This is a genomic window from Arthrobacter sp. 05T423 (assembly GCF_056396245.1).
The window spans coordinates 27,156-48,551 of record NZ_JBFTLC010000013.1; the positions used below are offsets into that span (position 1 = coordinate 27,156).

The 21,396-nt window shown below is 66.0% G+C and carries 20 protein-coding genes and 2 tRNA genes; 5 read left to right on the plus strand and 17 right to left on the minus strand.

All coding sequences use genetic code 11. From position 1 onward, the window contains the following. Positions 1 to 75 precede the first annotated feature (75 nt). Together AC1DFE_RS11625 and AC1DFE_RS11630 are read right to left on the minus strand one after the other, a co-directional pair. Positions 76 to 801 carry a DUF1365 domain-containing protein gene (locus tag AC1DFE_RS11625; RefSeq protein WP_476906031.1) on the minus strand — a complete coding sequence of 242 codons (726 nt, stop codon included), beginning with the start codon at positions 799 to 801 and terminating at the stop codon, positions 76 to 78. Next, positions 798 to 2,177 (minus strand): NAD(P)/FAD-dependent oxidoreductase, encoded by a 1,380-nt coding sequence (locus tag AC1DFE_RS11630; RefSeq protein ID WP_476906032.1) that lies wholly within the window; start codon positions 2,175 to 2,177, stop codon positions 798 to 800. Before AC1DFE_RS11630 ends, AC1DFE_RS11625 begins: the two co-directional genes overlap by 4 nt. A gap of 134 nt (positions 2,178 to 2,311) precedes the next feature. Between AC1DFE_RS11630 and AC1DFE_RS11635 the strand changes: the two genes are divergently transcribed. Continuing rightward, positions 2,312 to 3,229 carry a LysR family transcriptional regulator gene (locus tag AC1DFE_RS11635; protein ID WP_476906033.1) on the plus strand — a complete coding sequence of 306 codons (918 nt, stop codon included), beginning with the start codon at positions 2,312 to 2,314 and terminating at the stop codon, positions 3,227 to 3,229. A 45-nt stretch (positions 3,230 to 3,274) separates the two neighbouring features. Continuing rightward, positions 3,275 to 3,784: a DUF2004 domain-containing protein gene (locus tag AC1DFE_RS11640; protein WP_476906034.1), complete on the plus strand. Its 510-nt coding sequence runs from the start codon at positions 3,275 to 3,277 to the stop codon at positions 3,782 to 3,784. A gap of 66 nt (positions 3,785 to 3,850) precedes the next feature. Here AC1DFE_RS11640 and metE read toward each other — a convergent pair whose 3' ends face one another. Further along, entirely contained in the window at positions 3,851 to 6,193 is a 2,343-nt protein-coding gene (gene metE, locus AC1DFE_RS11645; RefSeq protein WP_476906035.1) for a 5-methyltetrahydropteroyltriglutamate--homocysteine S-methyltransferase, read from the minus strand. A 55-nt stretch (positions 6,194 to 6,248) separates the two neighbouring features. Next, positions 6,249 to 7,214 carry a methylenetetrahydrofolate reductase gene (locus AC1DFE_RS11650; protein WP_476906036.1) on the minus strand — a complete coding sequence of 322 codons (966 nt, stop codon included), beginning with the start codon at positions 7,212 to 7,214 and terminating at the stop codon, positions 6,249 to 6,251. A gap of 678 nt (positions 7,215 to 7,892) precedes the next feature. Between AC1DFE_RS11650 and AC1DFE_RS11655 the strand changes: the two genes are divergently transcribed. Both AC1DFE_RS11655 and AC1DFE_RS11660 read left to right on the plus strand, forming a co-directional pair. Beyond that, positions 7,893 to 8,990 (plus strand): hypothetical protein, encoded by a 1,098-nt coding sequence (locus tag AC1DFE_RS11655; protein WP_476906037.1) that lies wholly within the window; start codon positions 7,893 to 7,895, stop codon positions 8,988 to 8,990. Between the two features lie 90 nt (positions 8,991 to 9,080). Then, entirely contained in the window at positions 9,081 to 9,278 is a 198-nt protein-coding gene (locus AC1DFE_RS11660; protein WP_476906038.1) for a hypothetical protein, read from the plus strand. 20 nt (positions 9,279 to 9,298) lie between these two features. On the opposite strand, the gene AC1DFE_RS11665 is transcribed toward AC1DFE_RS11660, so the two are convergent. From AC1DFE_RS11665 to AC1DFE_RS11690, 6 genes are all read right to left on the minus strand, one after another. Beyond that, entirely contained in the window at positions 9,299 to 10,552 is a 1,254-nt protein-coding gene (locus tag AC1DFE_RS11665) for an ROK family protein (protein WP_476906039.1), read from the minus strand. A 121-nt stretch (positions 10,553 to 10,673) separates the two neighbouring features. After that, positions 10,674 to 11,822, minus strand: coding sequence for a class I SAM-dependent methyltransferase (locus AC1DFE_RS11670; RefSeq protein WP_476906040.1), 1,149 nt, complete (start codon positions 11,820 to 11,822; stop codon positions 10,674 to 10,676). Between the two features lie 56 nt (positions 11,823 to 11,878). Then, positions 11,879 to 13,021 (minus strand): NAD(P)-binding domain-containing protein, encoded by a 1,143-nt coding sequence (locus AC1DFE_RS11675; protein ID WP_476906041.1) that lies wholly within the window; start codon positions 13,019 to 13,021, stop codon positions 11,879 to 11,881. A 192-nt stretch (positions 13,022 to 13,213) separates the two neighbouring features. Then, on the minus strand, positions 13,214 to 13,822 hold the full coding sequence (locus tag AC1DFE_RS11680) for a hypothetical protein (protein WP_476906042.1): 609 nt from the start codon (positions 13,820 to 13,822) through the stop codon (positions 13,214 to 13,216). A gap of 294 nt (positions 13,823 to 14,116) precedes the next feature. Then, complete coding sequence (locus tag AC1DFE_RS11685) at positions 14,117 to 14,617, minus strand: hypothetical protein (RefSeq protein WP_476906043.1); 501 nt, start codon at positions 14,615 to 14,617, stop codon at positions 14,117 to 14,119. A gap of 187 nt (positions 14,618 to 14,804) precedes the next feature. After that, positions 14,805 to 15,623 (minus strand): phosphotransferase, encoded by an 819-nt coding sequence (locus AC1DFE_RS11690; protein ID WP_476906044.1) that lies wholly within the window; start codon positions 15,621 to 15,623, stop codon positions 14,805 to 14,807. 469 nt (positions 15,624 to 16,092) lie between these two features. On the opposite strand from AC1DFE_RS11690, the gene AC1DFE_RS11695 reads away from it, so the two are divergent. After that, positions 16,093 to 16,545, plus strand: a complete 453-nt coding sequence (locus AC1DFE_RS11695; RefSeq protein WP_476906045.1) for a MarR family winged helix-turn-helix transcriptional regulator — start codon at positions 16,093 to 16,095, stop codon at positions 16,543 to 16,545. 236 nt (positions 16,546 to 16,781) lie between these two features. On the opposite strand, the gene AC1DFE_RS11700 is transcribed toward AC1DFE_RS11695, so the two are convergent. The 7 genes from AC1DFE_RS11700 to AC1DFE_RS11730 all read right to left on the minus strand — a co-directional run bounded on the left by AC1DFE_RS11700 (position 16,782) and on the right by AC1DFE_RS11730 (position 21,391). After that, positions 16,782 to 16,857 (minus strand) — tRNA-Ala (locus AC1DFE_RS11700). Positions 16,858 to 17,043: 186 nt separating this feature from the next. After that, positions 17,044 to 17,116: transfer RNA gene (locus AC1DFE_RS11705), tRNA-Ala, on the minus strand. 133 nt (positions 17,117 to 17,249) lie between these two features. Then, complete coding sequence (rsfS, locus tag AC1DFE_RS11710; RefSeq protein WP_476906046.1) at positions 17,250 to 17,651, minus strand: ribosome silencing factor; 402 nt, start codon at positions 17,649 to 17,651, stop codon at positions 17,250 to 17,252. Positions 17,652 to 17,700: 49 nt separating this feature from the next. Continuing rightward, entirely contained in the window at positions 17,701 to 19,062 is a 1,362-nt protein-coding gene (locus tag AC1DFE_RS11715; RefSeq protein ID WP_476906047.1) for a hypothetical protein, read from the minus strand. A gap of 11 nt (positions 19,063 to 19,073) precedes the next feature. Further along, on the minus strand, positions 19,074 to 19,682 hold the full coding sequence (gene nadD, locus AC1DFE_RS11720) for a nicotinate-nucleotide adenylyltransferase (RefSeq protein ID WP_476906101.1): 609 nt from the start codon (positions 19,680 to 19,682) through the stop codon (positions 19,074 to 19,076). A gap of 55 nt (positions 19,683 to 19,737) precedes the next feature. Further along, on the minus strand, positions 19,738 to 19,962 hold the full coding sequence (locus tag AC1DFE_RS11725; protein WP_476906048.1) for a hypothetical protein: 225 nt from the start codon (positions 19,960 to 19,962) through the stop codon (positions 19,738 to 19,740). 79 nt (positions 19,963 to 20,041) lie between these two features. After that, positions 20,042 to 21,391, minus strand: coding sequence for a glutamate-5-semialdehyde dehydrogenase (locus AC1DFE_RS11730; protein WP_476906049.1), 1,350 nt, complete (start codon positions 21,389 to 21,391; stop codon positions 20,042 to 20,044). Positions 21,392 to 21,396 lie beyond the last annotated feature (5 nt).

Here is a 21,396-nt window from a genome sequence, read left to right on the forward strand (position 1 = left end):
TGTTTTCCTGGCGTGAACGGTCCGCGTGTGAGGGTTCCTTGTACGACGGATCAGTGTATGACGGATCTGTGAGGGTCACGAGACGGCCTCCTGTGCTCGGTGGGCGGGACGGTTGGTGATGGGCAACCCGCGGGCCCAGAGTCTGGTTCCCTGCCAGCGGATCTGCAGTACCAGGCGGAGTGGCGCGAGCGGAACCGCAGCCGCCGCAGCCAGGATGCTGCCCGCCGTGGCGGGCCGCCGGGCACCGGTCATGGTGGCGGTGAAGGGCTTCCGCCCGGCACGCTCCAGCACCACGGCGACGGCAAGTTTTCCCCCCGGCTCGGGCAGGCTCATCCGGTAACTGCCGTCCACCTCATTGAAAGGGGAGACGAAGAATCCCTTCTCGGTGCGGGCGCGTCCGGCCTCGTCCGGGTGCAGGAGGTAGCAGTGCCGTTCGCCGTAGGTGTTGTGCACCTCGGCGATGACGGAACGCACTGTTCCGTCGGCACCATGGCACCAGAAGATGCTGATCGGGTTGAAGACGTGTCCCAGCACCCTGGCGTTGGCCAGCATGGTGACCTTGCCGCCGTCGGGCTTGTCGCCGTTCACGGCGAGAAAGCGGTCCACGTTTTCGCGGATGCCCGCCGTCGGATCCCCCAGATGGTCCTTTGCATGGAATCCGGCGAGCGGCCGCAGCCACCAGGGCAGTTGGGGCAGGTCATCGAGGTCGACGTACCAGCTGTAGCTGCGGTAGGTGAAGGCGTTCTTCAGCGGATCCTGCCGGACATGGCGAATGCTGGTCCGGTAAATGACCGCGCTCATGGCACGAGCTCCGCGGTTTGCCCGGCGTCGGCGGCCGTGGCCGTGGCCGTGGTATCAGAAGCGAAAGCGAATGGATCCTCCCACTCGCGGCCCAGTTGCGTGGCAGCCCGCACACCGGAGGCGGCGCCGTCTTCGTGGAATCCCCAGCCGTGGTAGGCCCCCGCGAAGGCGAGGCGGTGGTCGCCCAGCTCCCCCAGTCGCTCCTGGGCAGCCATGGATTCAGGCGTGTACTGGGGGTGCTCATACACGAGGTCCTGCAGCACAGACTCCGGTTCGATCAGCTCCGATTCGCCGAGGCTCAAGATGTAGCGGCCGCCGTCTCCGGTGTTGAGTCGCTGCAGCCGGGTGAGGTCGTAGCTGACCAGCACATGTCCCGGGCGTGCGGCACACGACGGCAGCCGGTAGTTCCACGACGCGCGGGCAGCGCTGCTGCGAGGCAGGACCGCCGGATCGCGGTGGAACTTGATGTGGTTAACGGAGTACGGGATGTTCCCCAGGACCTGCACCTCTGCCGGGGACGGATCGGCCATCATGGCGAGTGCTTCGCGGGGGTGGGCGGCGATAACCGCGGCGTCGAAGCGCTCGGTGCCGGCCGCCGTCGTAATTTCCACCCCGGAAGGGATCCGGCGCACGGCGAGGACAGGGCTGGAAAGGCGGACATCCTGGAGACCCTCGACCACACGGTCAACGTAGCGCCGCGATCCGCCCTTCACCGTCTTCCACTGCGGTGAGCCTTTGATGCCGAGCATGCCGTGGTGTTCCAGGAAGGTAAAGAGGTACCGGGCGGGGTAGGCCAGGGCGGTGGTGGGATCACAGGACCACACCGCGCTGACCACCGGCGCCATGAAGTGCGAGGTGAAGTAGCCGCTGAAGCGTTCGCGTTCAAGGAACTCACCAAGTGTTTGCTCAGGTCCCCCGCCGTACGCAGCGTTGGCCAGCAGGGCCCGCGCCGTCCGCCAGAACCGCAGGACCTCGGCAAGCATCAGCAGGAACCGGGGCCGGGCAAGGTTGGCTGGCCTGGCAAAGACGCCCGCAGCCCCCTTGGCCCCGGCGTACTCCAGGCCGCAGCCGTCGCAGCGGATGCTCATGGTCATGTCCGAATCCTGCGTCTCCACGCCCAGTTCCTTGAACAGTCGGATGAGGTTCGGGTAGGTGCGGTTGTTGTGCACAATGAAGCCCGTGTCCACGGCCAGACTCCCCGATGCCTGCGGCACGTCGTGCGTGTGGGCATGCCCGCCCGGCCGGGAATCCGCCTCAAAGAGGGTCACATGGTCCCGGCGGCTGAGGATATGCGCGGCGGTCAGGCCCGCCACTCCGCTTCCGACGACGGCGACGCGCCGCCTTTCGTCTCCACTCCATGCTGGGCTCGGTGACAATACTTGCTCCTCTGCTGAACAGTTGCCGCGGAAATGGCAGTCACGGGCAATTCGGAGCAGCCCTATGGGCCGGATGGGTATGGGTTTTTCCCGCCGCTTTTCCTGGCATTGAGGACCCGGAGTAAGGTTGGCTGGTGGTCAACCCCGTGCATTTGAGGACGCTCCTTGAGGTCACGCGGCTGGGTTCCTTCGCGGCCGCGGCGAGCCGGCTCGGCTACACGGCCTCGGCCGTCTCCCAGCAGATGTCCGCCCTGGAGCGGGATACGGGCGTCCGCCTGTTCCAGCGCTCGGCCAGGAGCGTGGTTCCCACCGACGCGGCGATGGTGATGGCGCGCCACGCGGCGAAGGTCCTCACCGACATCGAGGCCCTGATGGCCGCGGCATCCAAGACGCAGGACACCACCAGCCAGGAGCTACGGCTGGGCATCTTCCCGAGCCTCGCCACCTACGTCCTGCCGCGGATTCTGCGGAGTCCCCCCTGGAAAAACCTGGGCATCGACCTGAGGGTGTCCGTGGCCGAACCCGCCCAGACCATCCAGGGACTGCGCACGGGCGGCGACCTCGACGTGGCGCTCGTGTACCAGGTGGGACAGTCAGGGCTGGCGTGGCCCCACACCATCAACCGGCAGTGGATCGGCGACGACAACTTCCGCGTGGTCCTTCCCTCCGGCTGGGGGTTCCGCACCGACGCGAAGGTGGCGGCGGACCATCTGTCGGACATGCCGTGGATCATGCACCACCCCGGCACGAGCGATGCCACCGTCATCGAACGGCTCTTCGCCGGCTGCAATCTCCACCCGCGCGTGGTGGCCTACAGCGACGACTTCCATGCCAGCCTTGAAATGGCCGCTGCCGGGCTGGGGGCGGCACTGGTGCCGGAGCTTGCGCTGCTGCACCGGCCGGCCGGCGTCGTGGTTCTGGACGTCCCGGAAATCCGGCTTGCCCGGAACGTCTTCGCGCTGCTCATCAACGACAAGAAAACGGCCCGGGTGCAGCTGTTCGTGGACCTGTTGGCCGAAACTATGGGCGGGCTGGGGTCGGCAGTTAAATGATCCCCGATGCTGGAATGCTCTGCTTTTCGGGTCTATGTTGAAGATATGACCACCAAGGTAGCGAGCCAGCACTTCGGAGTAATCGAGCTGAACCACGGCAGGGACCATAACGTCGCCGCCGAGCACGAGCTGGCCGGACACCGCCTCGAACTGGACCTGAACATCAACGCCCACGACCACTTCGACGAAGCGGCGATGCACAAGGTGGACTACCGGCTGCGGTACCTCCCCGAGCTCGTGGACGAGGTCAGGGAAATGATCGCGGAAGAGCTGGAGCAGGAGGGCACCAGCCCGCAGGAATATCTCCGCTTCCACTGCAACGCCATCAAGGATGAGCACCTGCAGAAAATCTTCGGCGTCAAGGAGAAGAGCCAGCTCACCAACGCGGTGTTCCTGAAGGCCCTTAAACTCGGCCATGTGGGAATCTACCCCGGCCAGCCCGAACGCTACTTTGTCCTGGACTTCACCCTGGGCGAGCACTTCACGGACGAGGTCCTGGTGGCATCCGCGGACGAGGACGGCGTCGTCGACGACGAGATCGTCTGGGAATCCTGAAGACTGCCTAAAGAACGACGGCGCCCGTCATCTTTTCGGTGGCGGGCGCCGTTCGCGTGCTTTTTACTACTTGGCGCCTTCGAGCAGGCTGGCGCGGACCGTCTTGGTGGCCGCGACCAGGTTCCGCAAGGACTCTTCGGTCTCGGCGTAGCCGCGGGTCTTCAGGCCGCAGTCCGGGTTGACCCAGAGCTGGCGGGACGGAACGTGCTTCACGGCGGTGCTCAGCAGTTCGGTGACTTCCTGCTCGCCCGGAACACGCGGCGAGTGGATGTCGTAAACGCCTGGTCCGACGCCGCGGCCGAAGCCGTGGGACTCGAGGTCGTGGACGACCTCCATGCGGGAGCGGGCTGCTTCGATCGAGGTCACGTCGGCGTCCAGGCCGTCGATCGCGTCGATGATCACGCCGAACTCGGAGTAGCACAGGTGAGTGTGGATCTGCGTGGCGTCAGCTGCACCGGCGGTGGACAGGCGGAAGGAGTTGACGGACCAGTCCAGGTAAGCGGGCTGGTCGGCCTTGCGCAGCGGGAGCAGTTCACGCAGGGCGGGCTCGTCGACCTGGATGATCTTGATGCCGGCAGCTTCGAGGTCGGCGATCTCGTCGCGCAGTGCCAGGCCCACCTGGTTGGCGGTCTCGCCCAGCGGCTGGTCGTCGCGGACGAAGGACCAGGCCAGGATGGTGACCGGACCGGTGAGCATTCCCTTCATCGGCTTGCTGGTCAGGGACTGGGCGTATTCCGCCCAGGCCACCGTAATGGGGGCGCTGCGGGTGACGTCGCCCCAGAGGATGGACGGACGGGTGCAGCGGGAGCCGTAGGACTGAACCCAGCCGTGGACCGTGACGTCGAAGCCTTCCAGGTTCTCGGCGAAGTACTGGACCATGTCGTTGCGCTCGGGCTCGCCGTGCACCAGCACGTCGTAGCCGAGCTCTTCCTGCAGCTCCACGACCCGCTTGATCTCGTCCTTCATGAGCTGCTCGTACTGCTCGTTGGTCAGGTCGCCCTTGTTGTTGCGGGCGCGCGCCGAACGGATTTCCGAGGTCTGCGGGAAGGAACCGATGGTGGTGGTGGGCAGCGGCGGCAGGTGCAGTGCTGCTTCCTGGGCGGCTTCCCGGACCGAGTACTCGGAGCGGTTGAAGTCGGCCGGGGTCAGGGCCTCGGTGCGGGCGCGGACGTCGGCGCGGCGGACACCCTCGGCTTCGGCACGGGAGGCGATGACGCGGGTGGCCTCGTCGATGGCCGGCTGAACGGCGGCGGCGTCGGTCAGCAGACCGGCGAGGGTAACAACCTCAACGGCCTTCTGGTCCGCGAAAGCCAGCCAGCTGCGCAGCTGCTCGGAGAGCTGGACCTCTTCCTCGACGTCGTGCGGGACGTGCTGGGTGGAGGTGGAGGTGCTGATGGCCAGCTTGGTGACGTTCTTCTGCAGCTCGGCGATCTTGTTGGCGGAAGCCTGCAGGTCGTTGCGCCAGATGTTGTGGCCGTCCACGGCGCCTGCAACGAGGGTCTTGGTACCCAGCGCGGCCAGTGCTGCGGCGGAGGGAACCTCGCCCTTGAAGACGTCGATGTGCAGGGCGTCGATGTTGGTGGCCGCGAGGGTGCCGAGCTGGCCGTTCAGTGCGCCGTACGGGGTGGACACGAACAGCTGCGGGCGGTTGGCGGCAGCGGCGAGGACCTCGTAGGCACGGGCAACGGCGGCCTGGATTTCCTGCTCAGGGGTGTCCTGGTCCACAACCAAGGCGGGCTCGTCCAGCTGAACCCAGCTGGCACCTGCGGCAGCCAGCTTCTCGAGCAGCGCGGCGTAGACCGGCAGGACGTCCTCGAGGCGGGACAGCGGGCTGAAGCCGGCGGGGGCGTCGTCGGAAGCCTTGCTCAGGAGCAGGAAGGTGACCGGGCCGACGATGTACGGGCGGGTCTCCACACCGTTGGCGACGGCGTATTCGAACTCTTCAACGATGCGGTTGGACGTAAGCGCGAAGTTGGTCTCCGGGCCGATTTCCGGGACGAGGTAGTGGTAGTTGGTGTCGAACCACTTGGTCATTTCCAGCGGCTGCTGTTCCTTGTTGCCGCGGGCCAGGGTGAAGTAGCCGTCGATGTCCAGCTGTCCCTCAGCGTTGAGGAGGTTGCCGAAACGGGCCGGAACGGCGCCGACGTGGGCGGCGGCGTCGAGCACCTGGTCGTAGAAGGAGAACGTGCCCGGAACCGCTGCGGCTTCAGTGAGGCCGAGGCCCTGCAGGCGCTTGGCGGTGCCCAGCTGGATCTCCTTGGCGGCGGCGTCGAGGGCAGCGGCGTCGATCTTGCCGGCCCAGTACGCTTCCACGGCCTTCTTCAGTTCGCGGCGGCGGCCGATGCGCGGGTAGCCGAGGATGGATGCGGACGGGAAGGGTGTGCTCTGCACGGAAGTCTGTTCAGTCATGTGAAATTCCTTGAATCGTTGGGAAAGCTGGTGAATGTCGTGGGGAGGAATGCGGTCAGCTGGCGAGCTGGCGGCGGGCAAGCGCGTTCAGTCGGCTGGACGGGCGGGCCGGCCGGGCAAGCGACAGCTTGTCCAGCACGTCCAGAGCGCTCTGGTGCTCATTGAACGTGTAAAGGTGCAGTCCCGGTGCTCCGGCGTCCAAGGCCGCGTTGGCCAGGTCCACCGTTGCGCTGACGCCGATATGGAGCCGTTCGGCGTCTGTATCCGCGGCAGCCAGCCTCTCGATGAGCTCCGGGGCAGGTTCGACGCCGGTCAGCTCGCCAAGGCGCCTGAGCCTGCGCAGGCTCGTGAGCGGCATGACTCCCGGGATGATGGGGATCGTGACGCCGGCCCTGCGGGCCCTCGTGACAAGGTCCGCGTACTGCTCCGTGCGGAAGAACACCTGGGTGATCGCGAAGTCGGCACCGGACCGCTGCTTGGCGAGCAGCACCTCGACGTCGTGGGCCTCGCTGGGTGATTCCGGGTGCCGCGTGGGGTAGGCCGCCACGCCAACGGCAACCTTTCCGGCGCACAGCAGGGCTGAGCGCCGCTGCTCCACCCGGCGGATGAGCTCAATCAGGTCCTGGGCGTAGCGCAGCGACCCGCTGACCGGTTCGCCGCCGTCCTTGGGCAGGTCGCCGCGGAGGGCAAGGATTCCGCGCACACCGGCGTCGAGCAGTTCACCGATGATTTCCGCGAGCTCCGTCGGCGTGTTGCCAACACACGTCAGGTGGGCCAGCGGGCGGAGGGTAGTTTCCAGCACCAGGCGGTTGACGAGTTCGACGGCGGTGTCCCGGTTGGAGCCACTGGCACCGTAGGTGACCGACACGTAGTCCGGATCGGTGGCTTCCAGTTCCCGGATGGTGGTCCACAGGGTCTCGGCGGCGGCAGGCGACCGAGGAGGAAAGAGCTCGTAGGAAAGGGCTACCGGCGCCGTGTCCGATAGATTTGGGTGTGTCTCAATTAGGCTTGGCGGTGACATTTGCGTCCTTGGCTTTGGGCCATTGAAGGCTGCGCTGCCGTGGCGGGAGCCCGTGCAGCATGCGGTCAATGAATTGAGTTGGGGAACACGGGACGGACTTCGGCAGGGCGCAGCCGCGACTGTTACGCCTGTATAGAAGTCCACCGTGAGCAAATGTCAGGCCCACATGGGGGCACCCACACCCTCCTTGGCGGCCGGCAGGCGGCACATCCGCAGCGGAGGATCGCTGACACGTTACCTCGGTAACTTGTATAGAACTCTAGAAGCCGTCCGGGCACGCCTTCAAGTCGGCACCGAATTAAGACGCTGCTTTACGTCCCGTTGGACTGCCCGTTCAGAATTATCTTCGCCGAAGGCGGCTTTGGCGCTATTCAGCCACGGTAGCCCGCCTGCCGAAGCCCTTTCCAAACGGCCGAAACTAGTCCATTCTTTTGTCACGTCGTATCGGATTCGGCAAGGTCTCAGGTTGAGGAGGCTGGATGCTTCTTCTGGTTCCTCCTCGGTGAACCGTCCCGAGAGAACATCTCCCCGCCCGCCTGAGCCTGCGTCGTCGCACCGTCCCATGATTACCCGCCGGCAGGGCGCGGTTCGCCAGCGTTCTGCTGCCGCCGGGCACGGCACTGACGGCGCGGTGGAGTTGCTGGAAGCCAGAAATCCCCACGGCGAAAGGCCACCGAGATGTTCCAGCTTCACAAACCTCCGCTTCACAAGACACCGTCCGCCCAGGGCTCCGCCCTCGTGCTCCTACTGGCGCTGGCCACCGTTACGTCCTGCGCCCCGCAGCAGAACACCTCCCCTCCGGCTACCTCCGGGTCCGCCTCACCGACAGCGACGTCAGCCCCGGCGGGTGCTCCGGAGTCTGCACCAACGGGATCCGCGGCTTCGGGATCCGCCACCCCCGATTCAACCGTGACGGCCGGCGCGGACGAGCTCTGCGGCCCCGGCTCCGCGATCAACTTCGACATCTCCCAGTTCCAGTCATCCCCCAACGTGGATAACAAGTGGTTCCCGCTCAAGCCTGGCATGCAGTACACCACCACGGGAGACGTCAAAAGTGCCGAGGGAGACATCAAACGCACGGTGGTGCACTCGATTACGGGCCTGACCAAGGTCATCGACGGCGTGAAGACCCAGGTCATGTGGGACCGGGACTACGCGGGCGATGAGCTCGTCGAATCCGAACTGGCGTTCTTCGCGCAGACCAACAGCGGCACCGTCTGGCTCTTTGGCGAATACCCCGAGGAATATGAAAACGGAAAGTTCACCGGCGCGCCCTCCACGTTCATCCACAGCCTGGATGAGGCACAGGCCGGCATCGCCATGCAGGCAGACCCCCAGACAAACACGCCCAGCTACGTCCAGGCCCATGCGGCGAGCGTCGACTTCCTGGACTGCGGGCAGGTCTTCAAGCAGAACGACCATGTGTGCGTCGCCACCGGCTGCTATGACGATGTGCTGGTGATCGACGAACGCAACCCGCTGGAACCGGCAGCAGGTCACCAGCGGAAGTTCTACTCGGCCGGAACGGGCCTGGTGAAGGTGACGGCGGTGGGCGGCACCGATCAGGAGACCCTGAAGCTCGCCAAGATCGAACAGCTCACCGATGCCAAGCTGAACGAAATCAACCAGGAGGCGCACAAGCTGGATAAGCATGCCTATCAGGTCAGCAAGAACGTCTACGCGAAGACGGATCAGGCTGAGGTTGCCATCAGTACGTCTGCGCCTGCCAGCAGCCCGGCTACGGGCGACAGCCCGACTGTCCAGCCAGGCTACTAATCAGTAGGAGCGTCCGATACCGGAAAGGGCGCCCGGACCGGACGCTCCGGGTACCTCCCCTTGGCGTATGAACAGGTCTATTCTGATGCCATGATTCAGCTACCAGCCAGCTACGAGGAATATCTCGTTGGCAAGGACCCGAGCTTCGTTGACATGGTCCGTCCGGTCCTCCTCCAGTCGGCAGCCGAGCAGCTTCACGGCGTTCGGGTGCTCTTCGTTCCCAGGGGGCACCAGGCGCATCTCGACGACACGATTCCCTACGGGACGATCGTCGAGGACATCGACTGAGGTTTAGCCCTCAAGCCCGGCTAGCCCTCCAGCAGCAGCCTCTGAGCCCGGGGCGCAAGGGTGTGCTCAAGGACCAGGCAGGCAGCGCCCACCGCTCCCACGTCCTCCCCCACGCCTGTACCCACGACTTCCACGGCGTGGATGTTGCCGGCATCGCTGCTTTGCTGGATCAAGCCGGGAACCTTCTCCAGGTAGCGCCCGGACAGCAACGGCCAGAAGGGCCCGCCAAACACCACCCGGTCCACGTCCAGCGTGTTGGCCACCGCCGACGCCGCGCGGGCGACGAGTTCAGCTGATTTGTCGATGATGGCGGCCGCTTCGCTGTTTCCGGCGTCGGCGGCCTCGCAGAGCTTGGCGAACCGTTCCTGGACGGCAGAGCCGCTGGTGGCAGTGCCCGGCTCGTCCAGGATGCCTGCCCCCTGGGCCTGCGCCACGAGGACTTGTGGAATGCAGGTGGATTTAACACAGCCGCGCAGCCCGCAGTCGCAGGGAGCTCCGTCCGGGTCGACGATGATGTGGCCGATCTCGCCGGCGTTCCCCGACGTGCCGCGCACGACCTCGTCATTGAGGACGATGCCGCAGCCGATGCCGGTGCCCATGTACATGAAAATGAAACTGCCGGCGCCGCTGGGACCGCCAGCCCAGGTTTCGGCGACCGCGGCGCTGGTGACGTCCTTGTCCATCAGCACGGACAGACCTGTTGCCTCGGCCAGCGCGTCCCGGAGCGGAACGCTGTCCCAGCCGTCAAGGAGCGGAGGCTCCACCACCGTTCCGTTGTCATGGTCGATCGGTCCGGGCGCCGCGACGCCCAGGCCGGCGATCTTGGCGCGGTCCACGCCCGAGGCCTCTATCAGCTTGTCGATTTCAGCGGCGATAGCGGTGATGACGGCCTCGGGATGGGAGCTGTCCGGCGTTTTCACGCTCGAATGCCTGACCACTGCGCCCAGCAGGTCCAGGACGACGAATGTGGCCACAGCAGGGTCCAGGTGCACACCGACCGCGTACATGCCTGCGGGATTCAGGCGAAGGATGGTCCGTGGTTTGCCGGGCCCGCTGCCCTCTTTGCCTGCCTCGACGATGAGTTTCTGGTCCAGCAGCCGGCGGGAGATGTTCGAAATGGTTTGCGGGGACAGGCCAACGATCTGGGCGAGCTCCACGCGGCTCAGCCCTCCGGCGGCGCGGCGGATCGCATCGAGAATGACAGTCAGGTTGAAGTCGCCCATCCGGGGCAGGTTGGTTCCGCGCCTCGGCGAGTGCTGGCGGATCTCGGTCAAGGATTCCCCTATCATCTGCTGTTGGCCACTATCAATGTCTGAATCGTACGTTACGCCCCGGGCAACGGGTACGTCCCACACGCGCCCGCTGCACAGGCCGTTCGACGGCGGCCCGCGGGGCTCAGGTGGCAGGCCGCCTGACGCTGACGGCAACGGTGAATTTTGGGTTCCGGCCCCTCACCATGGTGGGACCAATCAGCCTTTCCAAGGCAGGCATGTAGCGCAGGTGGCTGTTGAATACCGTCCACAGCTGGCCCCCGGGGGCCAGGACCCTGCCAGCTGCCTCGAACATCTTCAGCCCGGCACCGGCGTGGACGCTCGAGCCGAGGTGGAACGGCGGGTTCAGCAGGATAAGGTTGGCGCTTCCCGCGGGAAGGGTGCTCATCGCATCGTCCTGGACAGCTGTGATGTGTGCGGCCAGGCCGTTGGCCCGGGCGGTGGACTCCGCGGAGGCCACCGCGGCAGCGGACCGGTCCGTGGCAGTGACCTCGGAGCCGGGGTGCCGGCGAGCGTACATTGCTGCCAGGATCCCGGTGCCGCAGCCCAGGTCCACGGCCCTGCCCGCGAACGGGATCTCGGGCAGGAACGTCAGGAGGAAGCGGGTACCTATGTCCAGGCGGGTGCCTGCGAAAACGGCCCCGTGGGCACAGATGTCGAGGTCGAGTTCGGCGTTGTGTTCCGTCACCGGGAAGGGCGGAGGTCCCTCTGCAGGCAACAGGTTCGAGGCAAGGATGAGCCGGGATTTTTGCCGGGCCAGCTGTGGTTGCACCGTGCCGAAGTACTTCTCCAGCACGGCATTCATGCCCAGGGACATGTGCTTGACCCGGCCGCCCGCAAGCAAAACAGCGCCGGCGGGCGCGTGCCGGGCTACGGCGTCGGAAATCTCTTCGAGTTCGGCGAGCGTCCTGGGAAGCTGCAGCAGCACCAGGTCCGCGCCGGCCAGCAGGTCCGGGCCGAGGGGCAGCTGTGCAAAGCCCCCTGGAACGCCCAGCGCCGCGGCGTTGTTACGCAGTGCCCGCTCCCCCGTGACCAGGTCCTGGTGCACCCTAACCTCGGCCGGCACCGGACCGGCTCCGCCGGCCAGCAGCCCGAGCGTGAGTGCCCCATAGTTGTCCCCGATGACGGCTACCGTGCTGTCCGGGGCGAGCAGGTCGGAGGCGGTGTCCAGCAGGAGGGAATCGGTGGCGTCCCACGCCTTGAGGTTGCTGGCCTCGACGTCAGGGTGCCTTCGAAGCAAGCCCAGAAGCTGCCCAAGGCCGTTTTCTGTCACGTGTTGCCGCCGCCTCTTCCTCGCTGGTTGCCGGGCAGAAATCCGCCTGTGCAAATCTACCGCGGATCGTCACCTTCGGAGGGTGCAGCCAGGAGTTTGAGGATTTCGGTCACCGCAGCCCGCCCGGCGCGGTTTGCGCCGCTGGTGGACGACGACGGGCCGTAGCCCACCAGGTGCATTCGGGGTTCCGCGGCCACCCGCGTTCCTTCCATCGCAATCCCGCCGCCGGGACCCCGCAGGTGGAGGGGCGCCAGATGCTCCAGCTCGGCCCGGAACCCGGTGGCCCACAGGATCACATCCGCCGGGAGGAACCCACAGTCCGCCAGCCGGACGCCGGCGGGTTCTATCGCGGTGAACATCGGCCGGCGTTCCAGCACGCCGCGTGCGGCAGCAGCGCGGAGGGCCGGAGTCCAGATGAGGCCGGTGGCGGCGACGACGCTTTGCGGCGGCAGCCCCCGCCGGACCCGGTCTTCCACCAGGGCGACGGCGTCGTGCCCGGCCTGCGGATCGAACCCGTCCCGCCAGACCGGTTCCCGGCGCGTGAACCAGCTTGTCGACGTGACTTTCGAGATTTCGTCCAGCAGCCCGACGGCGGAAATCCCGCCGCCCACCACGATAACGTGGAGCCCCCGGAACTCCTCGGCGGAAACATAGTCGGCTACATGAAGCTGGCGGCCTGCGAACGTAAACTGGCCCGGATAGATCGGCCAGAACGGCCTGGTCCAGGTCCCTGTGGCATTGATGACTGCGCGGGCCGCCCAGCCGCCGTCGGACGTGGTAATAGTCAACCGCCCTGCCGGATCAGCGTCTTCGCGTTCGACGGCGAGAACCCGGACGGGCCGCTCGATGGCCAGGCCGACCTGGCGCTCGTAGGCGGCGAAGTACCGGCTCAGGAAAGCGGAGCTCGGTTCCGTCGGGTCGACGTCGGGCTGCGGGATTCCGGGAAGGTCGCTGATGCCGTTGACTGTGGCCATCAGCAGGGTCTTCCACCTGTGCCGCCAGGCTCCGCCAGGGCCGTCCTCGGCGTCCAGCACCGCGTACGTCCGTCCCGAACCGGCAGCCGTCGGGGCGCCTGCCGGCCGTTCTGCGGCCGGGGCGGGAGCGAACCCGCGGCGGGCCAGATGGAAGGCGGCGGAGAGGCCGGCCTGCCCTGCGCCGATGACGACGACGTCGGCCGTCCGCTCAGTAACGCCGCTCAACAGCGCAGCTCCCCCGGCTGGTTCATCCGCTCCACGTCTTCATCCTAGGCGCCGTCCTGGCCTAAGCCGCTCGCGCCATGGCCGTGGGTAGCGGACGGGGGACGCCAGAGGGTCCTCCTGCACACCATGTGCGGAAGGACCCTCTGCGCTATCGGTTCGTGGTGGCTCAGTCGTTCTGTTCAGCCGTCCAGTTCAGTCGTCGCTGCCGTGGCCGCCGCTGCCGCCGCTGTCATCGCCGGGCTCAGCGGCCTTCCGGTCTCCGCCCTTGTCGTCGCCTGGTTCGGATGCCGTCCGCGATCCACCGTGGTCATCGCCTGGTTCTGCGACCCGGGGTGCCTGGTCCGAGCGCAGTCCGCCCTTGTCGTCGCCGGGCTCGGGAGGGGTCCGAAGTCCACCCTTGTCATCGCCCGGTTCGACGCTGATGGAACCACTGCCGGCAGCATTTTGCGCCGGGACTGCTGCGGTTCCGCCATTGTCGTCGCCGGCTTCGGGGGTGGTCCGGAGGCCCCCCTTGTCGTCACCTGCTTCAGCGGACTTGGCCGCCTTCTTTGCGGCTGATGCCTTCTTGTCGTCGGCCTGCGTGTCGCTGGCCTTGGCACTGTCTTTGGGGGCGGCCTTGGCGGAACTTACGGCGGGGGCCGGGGTTCCGGTGGCAGAGTCGTCCGTTACGAGGACGTTCCTGGCGTCGTCGCTGGTACCCGTACCCGTGGTGCTGGCTGACTGGGTAGTGGCGGCGAAGGCGGCACCTCCGCTGAGGAGAATGCCGGTGACGGTTAGTGCGAGGGCTGCTCTTGTTTTCATGTCTCCACACTAGGAACTGGCGGTCAAGGATAGGTGCAGAGGAAATCCAAGACTTGTCCAAGATCGCCCTCGCTGCACTACCTGCCCCGGACCGTGCCACCAGACCGCCTTTCCGCCGCCGCGCAAGAGGCAGACCGCACCGACGCGGATATCCGGCCGCAGGCAGGAGCGCCCTGTCAGACAGAACGGCGCCCCGGCAGGCAACCGCCCACGAAGCGAGGTGCGCCCGTAGGAAGAGGTGCGCACATAGGAAGTAGTAAGGCGGGCGCAGGAAACGCAGAAGGGAGGCCGGGTTCAGTCGTCGGCGCCGTGGCCGCCGCTGTCGTCACCGGGCTCCGGTGCCTTCCGCAGCCCGCCCTTGTCGTCTCCCGGTTGGACGGGGACCGCGCCACCCTGGACAGGGGCGGGCTGAACTGTCACCGCACCACCCGCGGTCCCGCCGGGACCGGATGACGACGGTGCCGTCGCAACACTGCCGGCATTCGCGGGCGCAGGAGCCGCCACGGACTTGGCCGGACTCGCTTTGGCCACGTCTGCTTTCGCTGGGCCGGATTTCGCCGGAGCCGACTTTGCCGGGATGGAAGCCTTCTGGCTACTGGCCGGTGCGGCTGTTGGTTTGGGTGCTGGGGTGGTGGCTGAAGCCGGTGGCACGGGAGCATTCGGCAGGAGGACGCTGTTGGCGTTTCCGGTGCCGGTGGGTGAGACGCTGAGCACCTGCGTGTTGACGGCAAGTGCTGCCGAGCCCGCTGCGAGTATCCCGACAACGGACAGCACCAAGGCCGCTCCCGTTTTCATGGCTCCACTCTAGGGCCAATGGGGCCAGGAAGGGCCCAAGGAATATCCAAGATTCGTCAAAAGATTGAGCGTTACCAGCAGTCCGGGCATTAATAGGAAAAGTCGTCGGGCGGGGCGAGCCCAACGGCCGGGCGAGATGGGGCTGCCCTGTCGTTGCCGTGTGGGGCGCTGGAGCGCCCCGGCGATGTCAGTCGGTTGAGGAGAGCAGCTCAAGAACGAAGCGGACCATCTCCACCCGTCCGGCCATGAACGTACGCAGTTCCACCGAGTCTGGCTCTGCCAGCCGCTGGCTGGGCACCGCCTGCAATCCGGCAAACAAGGCCATGGAAGCTGCATGCCCCCGCCGCACAGTCAACTCGGGAACGTCTGTGCCGGAGTAGGCCAAGCCCTCGCAGTAGGCCTGCAGGCACAAAGGCTCCAGCCGGTACAGCTCAGCCCCTGCCATCATGCCCTGGTTGACCCAGCCCGCGAGCAACTGGCCCAGATCGAAGCCTGCGCACGCTCCCCCGTACAGTCCCCAATCAATCACAACAAACTCGGTGATGCCGCCGGGACCGCCTCCGGCGCTTTCGATCAGGAGGTTTTGCGGACTGGCGTCGCCGTGGGCCGGCAGCGTCGGGAGGGCCAGCATTTCGTCAGCCAGTTCATCCGCCCTGTCGGTCAAGGAGCGCAGTCCGGCAATCAAGTGCCGGTCAGCAGCGTCGGCAACAGCGGGGACCCGCCACAGGTCTTCGCCCCGGATGGCAGGCATGAAAACCATGGCGCCCGGCCCGTCCAGGTAGAACCGCAACCTGTCCGCGTCCCTGACAGCAGAAATATCAGGGCCCAGGTCCCGCGCGGCGCTAGTGCCAGCCAGCCTGCCAAGCAGCGTCGCTGCGTCGCGGAACCTTTCATCGGTCCATGCGGCATCCGGGCACTCGGAGATGTCTTCCATCCAGAGTGCGGTGCGCTGCTCGTCCAGTTCCTCAATGCTGTAAACCGTGGGGAGCCGGCTGCCGGCGGGCATGGCCTCGGCCAGTTTGGACGCATAGACCTCGCCCTCTGTTCGCCACCGGTAATGGCGCGCCAGGCCCTCCCTGAAGGGAGGCGGGACCCTGCCCGATGCCGCTCCATAGCAGCGGCGACTGGACGAGCTTCAGGACCGTGCTGAAACCCCGGGCCGCCCTAGCCTGGCCGCCGTCGCCACAGGAGTTTGTGTGGACCGTTCCTTCCACCCGCCACAGACCGCCCGTGGTCATGTTGAACATCGGGAAAGTGATCTCCGTTGCCTTGGCCGAAAGGACCTCCGCCACTGGCTCGCCCAGGGCTGCGGCCGCTATCCCGGCGAGCGTGGCGGAGTCCACCTCGGCAGCACCGAGAGTCTTCATGTTGTCCAGCTTGGCTTCCTGCATGGTGCGCCCCTTCGAAGGGGACCTGAATCGCTGCCGATCAGGAAATAGTAAACGTGGTTTACCAAATAATGGTAAAGTTACTTTATGATCAGTGTCAATGATCCAAGTGCAGGAGACGACCTGCCCCACATAGCCGACCTCCTGGCCGGCGCCTTTGGGAGTTTGCGCTCAGCCATAAGTGCCCGGTCCATCCCCGGCCTCAGGCCGTCTCACTACAGGGTCATGTCGCTGATTCCCCAGGAAGGTGTCCGCCTCACGGTATTGGCCGAGCGGGCCGCCATCACGAAGGCCGGAATCGGCCAGTTCATGAAATTCCTCGATCACGAAGGGTACGTTGAGCTCGGTCCCGACCCGGGCGACAAGCGAGCCAAAGTGGTGACGCTGACCCCGGAAGGCATCGCCGCCGTCGATCTTTCACGCCAGATCATTGTTGAAACCGAACAGCGCTGGTCCGAGGCTCTCGGGGCGGAACGCTACAGGGAGTTGCGCCGCTCACTGTCCGACGTTGCCTCGCTGACAACGGGCACAGGGACCTGAATCACCGGGATCACTTCTTCGAGATCATCGTCGGCCACCTTACCCGGATGCGGGTCTAAAATGCCGGCCTGGAGGACTGGAGTCACTACCAGCCGCTGTTTCCCTCCCGTGGTGACTCCGCCGGCCAACCCTCCCGGAACTGGCCTGGAAACGTCATCAAAACACAAAGTCGTGCGGCGACTGGGCAAAGAAAAACCGCTAGCACCGGGCTAAGGCCCTTTGTTCTAGCGGTTTCTTGGTGGAGCTGAGGGGACTCGAACCCCTGACCCCCTGCATGCCATGCAGGTGCGCTACCAGCTGCGCCACAGCCCCAAATTGTTTCCGGGATCTTTGCGTTTTCCCGAAGCAACCCGACCAGCGTAGTCCAGAAATCACCAAGATGCGAATCGAGAACGCATGGCGTCCCTCACGTTCCACCGCCGCCCGGAAAACCGGCACGGCCTCACTTCGGGCAAAGAAAAATCCGCCGGAATCTTTCGATTCCGGCGGATCATCCGGTGGAGCTGAGGGGACTCGAACCCCTGACCCCCTGCATGCCATGCAGGTGCGCTACCAGCTGCGCCACAGCCCCGTATTCTTGCTGCTTCAGACCTCGGGCGAAGCCCGATCCATCCGTTCTTCTGTCCGGATCTCTCCGAAGCAACTCAAATATCTTAGAACAGCGTTTCCGAAAATTCCAAATCGGGCATATTCGGTTCTGCTGGCTACTCCTGTTCGGCGGCCGCACCGGCCTTGGCGGAAGCGTCGTCGCCCAACTGCAGGTCCACCACCGGGCAGTCCTTCCAGAGACGCTCCAGGGCATAAAAGACGCGGTCTTCCTCATGCTGAACATGGATGACGACGTCTGCATAATCCAGCAGGACCCACCGGCCGGCCGAACGGCCTTCCCTGCGGACCGGGCGCAGATCCTGTTTGATGAGCTCCTCTTCAATGCCGTCGACGATGGCATTGACCTGGCGTTCGCTGGGTGCAGAGGCAATGAGGAAAACGTCCGCCAGTGCCAGGCGTTCGCTGACGTCAAGGGCGACGATGTTTTGGGCAATCTTGTCCGCCGCGGCCCTGGCTGCGTGCCGGGCTGTGGTGACGGACGATTCGGATGCAGTCACGGGACTCCTTGTGATGGTGATAAAGCGTAGGTGGTGGTACTGGCCGAAGTCAGCGTGAAAGGCCGCTGATGATCATGATGACGCCGGCGACAAGGGCGATTGCGCCCAGCGCGAGGACGCCAAGCTGAATCAGCCTCAACCGGTTGGCCCGGCCAAGCCCGGCAGTGGCTGCGTCCAGGGGCTCCAGCCCATAGGCCGACTTCGCGGACACGGGCGGCAGGGCAGTGACGTCTTCGCCGGACTCCTCGGTCCATTCGGCATTTTGCCGGGCGCTGGCCGGAGGCGCCGCCGCAGAGCGGGCCGCTGCTTCCGCCCGGGCTATGACCCGCGACCGCCCGGTGGACGGCCCGGCTGAGCGGGACGCTTTGGCGGCCCGGTTGCCCCGGACGGGGACCCGCGGACCGGGGTTGGTCACCACGGGAACGTACGAGGTGGCTGGCCGCTTCATGACAGGACGGTCCACACCCGGAACCTGTTCAAATTCCAGCGGCGTCACCATGGCGAGGTTGCTGGCGGTGGACGGACCGTTGTGGCCCGTTTGCGGCGTGGTGTTCTGTTCGGCCAGCTTCTGCTTGGCCATGGCCCGCTTGTTGAGCACAGCCGCCCGTTCAGCCAGGGCGATCTGCTGGGCGAGGATTTCCGGATCCACGGCTTCAGGGTCTGTCGCCGCGATGTGTTCCATCTTGGCGATCTGGTTCTTGGCCTGTTCGGCGAGGAGCGCACGCGCTTCAAGGGCCTGCTCCACCGTCATGCCCTCGGGCAGCCCGTCACTTGCTGGAGTCGCGGGCAGCGGGCCCGGACGGCTGGCCGGCTTGGAGCTGGTGCCAGGGGTGGACCTGCTGCCAGGGCTGGATGAACCGTCTGTACCGGACGAAGCGGCGGGCGGCTTTCCAGCGGAGGCACCGCCGTCGGCCGGCGGCACAATGGGCATCGCCGAGGTGACTGCCTGCTCCTTGAGCTGCATCAGCCTCAGCTGCCGGCGCGTCGGCGGCCCACCGCCGGAAAGCTGTTCTTCCTTTTCGGCAAGTTCCTTGATGGTCCGCAGAGCCGCCCGGTCGCGGGCTCGGATTTGGGACGAGCGTTCGGCGGCCGAACCACTTGCCGGGGTGTCCACGGGACCCGGTGCCGCACGGCGGACGCGTCCTCGGGCATTTGACTGCCCGCCGTCTCCGGCCGGACGGGAGGAGTCAGTTTTTCCGGGACCGGCAGGAGTTGACGTGACCGGGGTTGCGGAGGCGGGACGTTTCGAAACAGGCTGGTTTGGGGCTGGAGCCTTGGGGGCAGCTGATTTCGACGCAGGGGTTACCTCACCGGCACCCTGAGGGGCGGCGTTCCGGTTCTGGGCCAGGGCTTCATCCCGGGCCTTGCGCAGTTCTCGGCGGCTGCGGATCGGTGGCTGTTCCTGACTCATCTCAAACTCATTCAGTGCTGGCTGACGATTGTCTCGGTAGGTTCGGAGCTGCTGTTCCCGGCCGGTGCGGCGTAGAGCTCGTATTTCGCGATGTACTGCACCACGCCGTCCGGAACCAGGTACCAGACCGGATTGTGGGCGGCGACGCGGGCGCGGCAGTCGGTTGACGAGATCGCCATCGCGGGGACCTCGAGCAGGCTGACATCTTTTCGGCCCATGCCGTCCAGTTCATGGCCCGGCCGCGTGACTCCCACGAAGTGGGCCAGCGACCATAGCTCGTCAATGTCCTTCCACGACAAGATTTGCGCCAGGGCATCTGCGCCGGTGATGAAGAACAGGTCGGCGTCCGGCCGCTGGGTACGGAGATCGCGGAGGGTATCGATGGTGTATGTGGGACCGGGACGGTCCACATCGACACGGCTGACGGTAAACCGCGGGTTCGACGCCGTAGCGATCACCGTCATCAAATAACGGTGCTCAGGTTCGCTGACCTTCTTGCTGGACTTCTGCCATGGCTGGCCGGTGGGAACGAACACGACTTCATCGAGCCCGAACTTGGCGGCCACCTCACTGGCGGCCACAAGGTGGCCGTGATGGATGGGATCGAAGGTCCCGCCCATCACGCCCAGCCGCAGCCGGCGCTGCGTATCCCTGTGGAGCAATGCGGCGGAAATGTTAGTGGCCCTGGCCGTGGTCGTGCTTGTTGGGGTGCTGGCGGTGCGGGTCCGCGTGCTCATCAACAGCGGTGTGCCGCTTGCCCAGGTTGCCGTAGGAGAGGGTAACAAACATCAACACCACAAAGATGGCGAACATCGAGATGCCGAAGACCCATGGTTCGGCCCACAAAGGTGCTTTCTCCTCGTGTTCGGCAACTGACGCGGCAATCTGCTGGAGCAGCATTTTCTCCCCTAGGAATAAAAGGATGACGACGGCGGAGATTCCCGCCGGTCCGGACTTCTTTACTAATGTTACCGCTATGTCAGGAGCGGACTTGGCCCTCGCCCTGGACAATCCACTTGGTGGTGGTCAGCTCGGTCAGGCCCATCGGGCCGCGGGCGTGAAGCTTCTGCGTGGAAATGCCGACCTCGGCACCCAGGCCCAGCTCGCCGCCGTCGGTAAACCGCGTGGATGCGTTCACAATGACCGCAGCGGAGTCGATTTCCGCGATGAAGCGCTCGGCGTTGCGCAGGTCATTTGTCAGGATGGCTTCGGTGTGTCCCGTGGACCACGTGCGGATGTGCTTCACGGCGTCGTCCAGGCTGTCCACCATGGCCACGGCCAGGTCCAGGTCCATGTACTCGGTGGCCCAGTCGTCGTCCGTGGCCGGCTGGGATTCCACCGACGCGGGGAGCGCCGCCCGGACGCGGTCATCGGCATGCAACCGGACGCCCGCTTTGGTCAGCGCCGCGGCGACGGCGGGCAGCACCGTGGACCGGGAGTGCACGAGGAGCGTTTCCACCGTGTTGCAGACGCTGGGGCGCTGCGTCTTGGCGTTGAGGAGAATCTCCACCGCCATGTCTTCGCTGGCCGACTCGTCGATGAAGATGTGGACGTTCCCCTCCCCGGTCTCGATGACCGGTACGGAGGAGTTGTTGACCACGGTCTGGATCAGTTCCCGGCCGCCGCGGGGAATCAGCACGTCCACGCGTCCGCGGGCCCGCATGAGGACGTTGGCGCCCTCGCGGCCGTACTGGTCCACGCTCTGCACGGCGTCCGCGGGCAGGCCCACGGACTCCAGGGCCTCGCGCAGCACGCGGATGAGCGCCTCGTTGGTGAAGGCTGCCGCCGAACCGCCGCGGAGGATCACGGCGTTGCCGCTCTTGAGCGCCAGGCCGGCAATGTCCACGGTCACGTTCGGACGGGCCTCGTAAATGGCTGCCACCACGCCCATGGGGACATTGATCTGGCGCAGGCGCAGGCCGTTCGGCAGGGTCTGGCCGCGCACCACGTTGCCCACGGGATCGGGCAGCCCGGCCAGGTTCTCCAGGGCGGCGGCGAGGGCGGCAATGCGGGTGTCGTTCAGGGTCAGCCGGTCCAGGAGCGCGGCGGACGTGCCGTTGGCGCGGCCCGCCTCGACGTCCTTGGTGTTCGCGGCCAGGATCTGCTGTTTGTTCGCGGTCAGGGCGCTCCCGATGGCGCGCAGGGCCTTGTCCTTCCAGGCCCGGTTGGCGCGGCCCATGCTGCGGGCAGCCTGGCGGGAGCGGTCGGCGATAGCGTAGACGGCCGACTCGACCTCTGCCGGTGCGGGCTGGCTGTCTGCCGGCAGGGAGGGGACCGTCGTAGCGTCGTTGGATTTCTCAGCTGCTTGGTTCATCAGTGCCTCAGTCATCATCC